This window comes from Microbacterium sp. CPCC 204701, assembly GCF_004010105.1.
Taxonomy (GTDB): domain Bacteria; phylum Actinomycetota; class Actinomycetes; order Actinomycetales; family Microbacteriaceae; genus Microbacterium.
Window position 1 is genome coordinate 1 of sequence record NZ_RRYE01000159.1, and the last position, 6,729, is coordinate 6,729.

Here is a 6,729-nt window from a genome sequence, read left to right on the forward strand (position 1 = left end):
CCCGAGCTCTCGCGCCGAGCCCGCGGCGTGCCGGTGTGGGCGGCGCTGCGATCGCTCGGCCGATCCGGCGTCGCCGACCTCGTCGGCGGGCTCGCGGCGGCGGCATCCGCCCTCGCCGACGGATTCCGGACGATCCCGGGACTCTCGGTGCCCAACGACGTCGTCTTCACGCAGGTGTGCCTTGCAGGGCCTGACGACGCCGCGACCGCGGCGCTGGGGGACTGGCTGCGCGCCGAGGGCACAGTGTGGGCGTCGTCCTCGACATGGCAGGGTCGCACCGTGGTGCGCTTCGCCGTCAGCAATCGGAGCACGGATGCCGAGGCCGTGGCCCGCACCGTGGAGACGGTCGCGCGCGGAGCCGCGGCGGTGGGGATCAGTTGACCGGGCCGGTCCACTTCTCGCCGGGGCCCTGACCGATGGGGTCGGGGATCACGGATGCCTCGCGGAACGCCAGCTGCACCGATCGCAGTCCGTCGCGGAGCGAGCGGGCGTGCATGTCGCTGATCTCGGGCGCGCCCGCCGTGATGAGGCCGGCGAGCGCGTTGATGAGCTTTCGCGCCTCGTCGAGGTCTGTCTGGGTCGCGGGATCGTCGGCGAGCCCGACCTTGACGGCGGCGGCGCTCAGAAGGTGCACCGCGGTCGTGGTGATGACCTCGACCGCCGGCACGTCGGCGATGTCCCGAGTGGCGGACGCCGCGGCACGCTCCTGCTCTTCCCAGCGGGCCCGGCGGTCGGCATCCTGTGCCGCCGCCGTGTCGCCCGTGTCGCCGTCCCGGTCTCGAATCGTGTCCACGCCGTACTCTCTGCTAGACTGCTGCGGTCTCCGGTGCGTTCTGCACCGGAACGGAAAGAGGATCTACATCCCACCCGCGCTTGCCGTTCCAGGCTACCGGGTCACGCACTCCGCCCCGACCGTCACGCGGTCGGGGTAGCCGCTCGGGAATCGCGCGGGAACAGGGTGCAGAGTCGGCGCTCGAAGCGTCCTGACGGGTGGAGTGGGTCGTCCTCCGCCCGCGACGCACCCGTGTCGCGGTGGTCATCACCCACACGAAGGAGTTCCGCATCAGCGATCCCCGCACCAACGACCGCATCCGCGTGCCCGAGGTCCGCCTCGTGGGCCCGAACGGAGAGCAGGTCGGCGTCGTCCGCATCGAGGTGGCGCTGCGCCTGGCTCAGGAAGCCGACCTCGATCTCGTTGAGGTGGCCCCCAACTCGAAGCCTCCCGTGGTCAAGATCATGGACTACGGCAAGTTCAAGTACGAGGCTGCGCAGAAGGCCAAGGAAGCGCGTCGCAACCAGGCGAACACCGTCCTCAAGGAGGTACGGTTCCGCCTGAAGATCGAGGCTCACGACTACATCACCAAGCTCAAGCGCGCCGAGGGCTTCCTCCAGTCCGGCGACAAGGTCAAGGCGATGATCCTCTTCCGCGGCCGCGAGCAGTCTCGTCCTGAGCAGGGCGTGCGTCTGCTCCGCAAGTTCGCCGAGGACGTGGCGGAGTTCGGCACCGTCGAGTCGAATCCCACGATCGATGGCCGCAACATGGTGATGGTCATCGCTCCGCACAAGAACAAGTCCGAGGTGAAGACCGAGCAGAACGCTCAGCGCGCCGCGAACAAGGAAGCCGCCCGTTCCGCCCGCACCGGCGGAACCTCGGCGCCTCAATCCGAGGACGAGGCGGCAGAGACCGCCCCGGCCGAATAGGCCCCCACAGACTCCCGCACCGCGGGATCCGACTCCCGCCCGCGCGGGATGTGAAACGAAGGAATGAACAGATGCCGAAGCAGAAGACCCACTCGGGCGCCAAGAAGCGCTTCAAGGTCACGGGCAGCGGAAAGCTCATGAAGCAGCAGGCGAACCTTCGCCACAACTTCGAGGGCAAGTCGTCGCGCCGCACCCGCCGCCTCTCCCAGGAGCAGGTGCTCGCCCCGGGCGACGCCAAGGTCGCCAAGAAGCTCCTCGGTCGCTGAGCGCCCGACGCACGAATAGGAACGAAACGAAATGGCTAGAGTCAAGCGGGCCGTAAACGCCCACAAGAAGCGTCGCGTCATCCTCGAGCGCGCCTCCGGTTACCGGGGCCAGCGTTCGCGTCTGTACCGCAAGGCGAAGGAGCAGGTCACCCACTCGCTCGTCTACGCGTACCGCGACCGTCGCAAGCGCAAGGGCGACTTCCGCCGCCTGTGGATCCAGCGCATCAATGCCGCCGCACGTCAGAACGGCATCACCTACAACCGCTTCATCCAGGGCCTCGGCCTCGCGGGTGTGCAAGTGGATCGCCGCATGCTCGCCGAGCTCGCGGTGAACGAGCCCAAGACGTTCACGTCGCTCGTCGAGACCGCCAAGAAGGCTCTGCCCGCGAACGTCAACGCTCCCAAGAGCGCCTGACCGAGGCATCCGTCGTCCGAAAGGGCGTCCTCCTCACGGAGGGCGCCCTTTCGAGTCCCGGGCGCCAGGGTCACGCGGATCGCATGCCGGGGACGCGAGCCGCAAACCCTAGACTGAGAGCCGTGCTCGAGAACCCTCGCTCTCCGCGTGTCCGCGCTGTCGCGAAGCTGACCAAGCGCAGCGCCCGAGCCGAGACCGGCCTGTTCCTGCTCGAGGGGCCGCAGGCGGCGCGCGAAGTGCTGGCGTACCGGCCCGAGACGCTCGTCGAGCTGTTCGCCACGCCGACCGCGCTGGAGAAGCACGCCGACATCCGCGATGCGTCGACGGATGCCGGCATCGAGGTCGTCTTCACCACCGAGGCCGTGCTCGACGCGATGGCCGACACGGTGACCCCGCAGGGGATCGTGGCCGTCGCGCGCCAGTCGCCGACGTCGGTGCGCGACGTCTTCGCGTCCTCGCCGCGTCTGGTCGCGATCTGCGAGGAGGTGCGCGACCCCGGCAACCTCGGCACGATCATCCGCGCGGCCGACGCCGCCGGCGCCGACGCGGTCGTGCTCACCGGGCGCACCGTCGACCCGTACAACCCGAAGGTCGTGCGTGCCACGACCGGGTCGCTGTTCCACCTGCCGGTCGCGGTGGGCGTCGATCTCTCGACCGCGGTCGAGAGGGCGCATGCCGCCGGCGTGCGGGTGGTCGCCGCCGATGTCGGGGGCGGAGACTTCCTCGCGTCGCGCGACCTGCTCGCCGAGCCGACCGCGTGGCTGTTCGGAAACGAGGCGCGCGGTCTCGACGAGGACGCCCTCGTGCTCGCCGACCTCTCGCTGCGCCTTCCCATCTACGGCGCCGCCGAATCCCTGAACCTCGCGACCGCCGCGAGCGTCTGCCTGTACGAGACGGCCTTCGCCCAGCGCGCCGTCGCGTGAGCGCCGTTCATTCCACTGCTGTTACAGATCGGTAAAGGGTCCGCGCCCGACTGGCCGAGTGCCGACGCGCGCACCTAGGGTGAAGAACATGGCGACACCTGATGCACCGGCAGCGGCGCCGCGCACCTCGAACATCAACGTCCGTCGCGGGGAGCCGCTCGTCGTGGTGGACCACGTCGACAAGCATTTCGGCGAGCTGCACGTGCTGAAAGACATCGACACCGTGGTCAACCGCGGCGAGGTCGTGGTCGTCATCGGCCCGTCCGGTTCGGGCAAGTCGACGCTGTGCCGCGCCATCAATCGGCTCGAGACGATCGATTCGGGCCGGATCACGATCGACGGCGTGCCGCTGCCCGAAGAGGGCAAGGCCCTCGCCACGCTCCGCGCCGACGTCGGCATGGTGTTCCAGTCCTTCAACCTCTTCGCGCACAAGACGGTGCTCGAGAACCTCACGCTCGGCCCCATCCGGGTGCGCGGCATGAAGAAGAAGGATGCCGACGACAAGGCGATGCAGCTGCTCGACCGCGTCGGCGTCGCCGACCAGGCACGCAAGATGCCGAACCAGCTGTCCGGCGGGCAGCAGCAGCGCGTCGCGATCGCGCGATCGCTCGCGATGAACCCCAAGCTCATCCTCATGGACGAGCCCACCAGCGCGCTCGACCCCGAGATGATCAACGAGGTGCTCGACGTCATGGTCGGGCTGGCTCACGACGGCATGACGATGATCGTCGTGACCCATGAGATGGGCTTCGCACGCAAGGCCGCCGACCGCGTGCTGTTCATGGCCGACGGCGCGATCGTCGAGGAGGCGACGCCCGAGAAGTTCTTCACGAACCCGCAGAGCGACAGAGCGAAGGATTTCCTGTCGAAGATTCTGGAGCACTGATTCCGCTCCGGCCGCCTGCCGCGGCCGGGAACCGAGAGGACCGTCACAAGCGGTCCGCCACAGCAAAGGACGAAGACATGAAGCGAATGCGACTTCCGCTGATCGCGCTGGCAGCTGCCGGTGCGCTTGCGCTGTCGGCGTGCGCCACCGGCGGCACGCCTGGCGGCGAGGAGACCACCGCTCCCGAGCCCGAAGAGGTGACCTTCGAAGAGGGCACCACGATGGCCGAGCTCAACGAGGCGGGCAGCATCACGATCGGCACCAAGTTCGACCAACCGCTGTTCGGCCTCATGGGCCCCTCGGGCGTGCCGGAGGGCTTCGACGTCGAGATCGGCAAGATCATCGCCGCCGAGCTCGGCATCGCCGAGGAAGACATCGAGTGGAAGGAGTCGGTCTCGGCCAACCGCGAGCCGTTCATCGAGAACGGCGAGGTCGACATCGTCGTCGCGACGTACACGATCAACGACAAGCGCAAGGAGGTCGTCTCCTTCGCAGGCCCGTATTACATGGCCGGTCAGTCGATCCTGGTGCTCGCCGACAACGACGACATCGAGAGCGAGGAAGACCTCGTCGGCCAGCCCGTCTGCTCTGTGACCGGTTCGACTCCCGCGGCGAAGCTCGCCGAGATCGGCGCCGAGCCGGTGCTCACCGACACCTACTCGAACTGCCTCGAGCCGCTGCGCAATGGCCAGGTCGTCGCGGTGTCGACCGACAACGTGATCCTCGCGGGCCTCGCCGCTCAGAACGAGGGCGAGTTCAAGGTCGTCGGCGAGCCCTTCACCGAGGAGCCCTACGGCATCGGCCTCGCGCTCGAAGACACCGAGTTCCGCATGTGGATCAACGACGTCCTCGAGGCGGCTTACGAGGACGGTCGCTACGAGGAGGCCTGGAACTCGACCGCCGGCACTGTGCTGCCGTACGTCGAGCCGCCGGCACCCGACCGGTACTGATCACGACGACGACCCGGCCCGGCATCGGGCCGGGTCGTCGCCAGTCCCCACGCTCCGCGCAAGGAAGGAGAGCCCATGGAGCAGCTGTGGTCGCTCATGCCCATCTTCATGGAGGGCTTCCGCGTCACTCTCCTCCTGCTCGCGGTGTCGGGCGTCCTGTCGCTCGTCCTCGGAACGCTCATCGCGGCGATGCGCATCTCTCCGGTTGCGGCGTTGCGCGGATTCGCGGCGTTGTGGACAGAGGTCGCCCGCAACACGCCTCTTACCCTCGTGTTCTTCTTCACAGCGTTCGTGCTCCCGATGCTCGGGGTGCGGGCGCCGTACGTACTGCTCGCGTTCATCGCGCTGACGTACTACACCTCGCCATTCGTGGCCGAGGCTCTGCGGTCGGGCATCAACGGCGTCCCGATCGGGCAGGCCGAGGCCGCGCGCAGCATCGGGCTCGGCTTCGGCCAGACCGTCTCGCTGGTGGTGCTGCCGCAGGCGTTCCGCATGACGATCCCGCCGCTCATCAACGTCTTCATCGCCCTCACCAAGAACACCTCCGTCGCCGGCGGGTTCTTCGTGGTCGAGCTGTTCGCGACGACACGTCAGCTCGCCAACGACAACGGGAACATCGTGATTCCGATCCTGCTCACCGCTGCCGTCCTCTACCTCGTCATCACCGTCCCGCTCGGCTTCATCGCTGCGCAGCTGGAGAAGCGCTGGGTGGTGAAGCGATGAGCGGCACGTCGGTCCTCTTCGACGCACCCGGACCGAGGGCGCGCCGGCTGTCGCTGATTCTCTCGGTGGTGTCGCTGATCCTGATCGGGGCGCTCGCGGTCTGGGTCGTGATGCTGCTCGCGGCGCCGCGCGAGTCGGGCGGCATCACGCTTCCGGGAATGTTCGACCCGAGCCGGTGGGACATCTTCGCCGATCCCATCGTCTGGGCATCGATCGGACGAGGCGTCATCGCCACACTCCAGGCCGCCGCCGTGGCCGCGGTCGGGGCGATCGTGCTCGGGATCGTGTTCTCGCTCCTGCGGACGTCCAAGTTCGGCTGGGTCCGCATTCCCATCGCATGGCTTGTGGAGTTCCTCCGCGGCATGCCCGTGCTGCTGATGATGCTGTTCATCCTCCTCGTGGCGTCGACCGGCGCGTTCTGGGCGGTGGTCATCGCGCTGATCCTCTACAACGGCACGCTCATCGGCGAGATCCTGCGGGCCGGTCTCGCCTCGCTCCCGCGCGGACAGCGCGAAGCAGCGCTGTCGGTGGGCATGCGCGAGTTCCAGTCCAAGCTGCTCGTCGAGTTCCCGCAGGCGTTCCGGCAGATGCTGCCGATCATCGTCGCCCAGCTCGTCGTGCTGCTGAAGGACACGTCGCTCGGATACATCGTCGGGTACAACGAGATCATCCGGAACAACATGAACAACCTGCTGAGCTTCTTCGGCAATCGGTACCTGTTCTCGATGTTCATCGTCACACTCGTCATCTACCTCGTGATCAACCTCACGCTGTCATGGTTCGCGCGGTGGCTCTCGCGCCGCACCGCGAGCGGAGGGCGACGCCGTGGCAGGGGCACCGACCCGTTGAACCCGGCCGCCTTGCT

The 6,729-nt window shown here is 68.0% G+C and carries 9 protein-coding genes and 1 pseudogene; 9 read left to right on the top strand and 1 reads right to left on the bottom strand.

Annotation, left to right across the window (positions count from 1 at the left end; genetic code table 11):
• Nucleotides 1-381 (top strand): annotated as a pseudogene (locus tag EIO58_RS10495) (aspartate aminotransferase family protein); the annotation flags it as partial.
• Here the strand turns inward: EIO58_RS10495 and EIO58_RS10500 are convergent.
• Nucleotides 374-793 carry a DUF1844 domain-containing protein gene (locus tag EIO58_RS10500; RefSeq protein ID WP_205789220.1) on the bottom strand — a complete coding sequence of 140 codons (420 nt, stop codon included), beginning with the start codon at nt 791-793 and terminating at the stop codon, nt 374-376. The pseudogene EIO58_RS10495 and the gene EIO58_RS10500 overlap by 8 nt on opposite strands.
• Nucleotides 794-990: 197 nt before the next feature.
• Here EIO58_RS10500 and infC point away from each other — a divergent pair, with 197 nt between their 5' ends.
• The 8 genes from infC to EIO58_RS10540 all read left to right on the top strand — a co-directional run.
• Nucleotides 991-1,701: a translation initiation factor IF-3 gene (gene infC, locus EIO58_RS10505; RefSeq protein WP_240658724.1), complete on the top strand. Its 711-nt coding sequence runs from the start codon at nt 991-993 to the stop codon at nt 1,699-1,701.
• 71 nt (nt 1,702-1,772) lie between these two features.
• Complete coding sequence (gene rpmI, locus EIO58_RS10510) at nt 1,773-1,967, top strand: 50S ribosomal protein L35 (RefSeq protein WP_018172232.1); 195 nt, start codon at nt 1,773-1,775, stop codon at nt 1,965-1,967.
• Between the two features lie 31 nt (nt 1,968-1,998).
• Nucleotides 1,999-2,382, top strand: a complete 384-nt coding sequence (gene rplT / locus EIO58_RS10515) for a 50S ribosomal protein L20 (protein WP_127819499.1) — start codon at nt 1,999-2,001, stop codon at nt 2,380-2,382.
• 122 nt (nt 2,383-2,504) lie between these two features.
• Complete coding sequence (locus tag EIO58_RS10520; protein ID WP_127819500.1) at nt 2,505-3,305, top strand: TrmH family RNA methyltransferase; 801 nt, start codon at nt 2,505-2,507, stop codon at nt 3,303-3,305.
• 88 nt (nt 3,306-3,393) lie between these two features.
• A complete protein-coding gene (locus tag EIO58_RS10525; RefSeq protein WP_127819501.1) occupies nt 3,394-4,191 on the top strand; it encodes an amino acid ABC transporter ATP-binding protein in 798 nt (265 codons plus the stop codon).
• Between the two features lie 77 nt (nt 4,192-4,268).
• Nucleotides 4,269-5,141, top strand: coding sequence for a glutamate ABC transporter substrate-binding protein (locus EIO58_RS10530; RefSeq protein ID WP_127819502.1), 873 nt, complete (start codon nt 4,269-4,271; stop codon nt 5,139-5,141).
• A gap of 75 nt (nt 5,142-5,216) precedes the next feature.
• Complete coding sequence (locus EIO58_RS10535; protein WP_127819503.1) at nt 5,217-5,864, top strand: amino acid ABC transporter permease; 648 nt, start codon at nt 5,217-5,219, stop codon at nt 5,862-5,864.
• The coding region (locus EIO58_RS10540; protein WP_127819504.1) for an amino acid ABC transporter permease at nt 5,861-6,729 on the top strand (869 nt) is incomplete at its 3' end. The genes EIO58_RS10535 and EIO58_RS10540, both read left to right, overlap by 4 nt.

What these genes read in the sequence shown, in the direction of transcription:
- EIO58_RS10525 (WP_127819501.1), top strand. Translation starts at nt 3,394, where the DNA reads ATGGCGACACCTGATGCACCGGCAGCGGCGCCGCGCACCTCGAACATC.
- EIO58_RS10530 (WP_127819502.1), top strand. Translation starts at nt 4,269, where the DNA reads ATGAAGCGAATGCGACTTCCGCTGATCGCGCTGGCAGCTGCCGGTGCG.
- rplT (WP_127819499.1), top strand. Translation starts at nt 1,999, where the DNA reads ATGGCTAGAGTCAAGCGGGCCGTAAACGCCCACAAGAAGCGTCGCGTC.
- rpmI (WP_018172232.1), top strand. Translation starts at nt 1,773, where the DNA reads ATGCCGAAGCAGAAGACCCACTCGGGCGCCAAGAAGCGCTTCAAGGTC.
- EIO58_RS10535 (WP_127819503.1), top strand. Translation starts at nt 5,217, where the DNA reads ATGGAGCAGCTGTGGTCGCTCATGCCCATCTTCATGGAGGGCTTCCGC.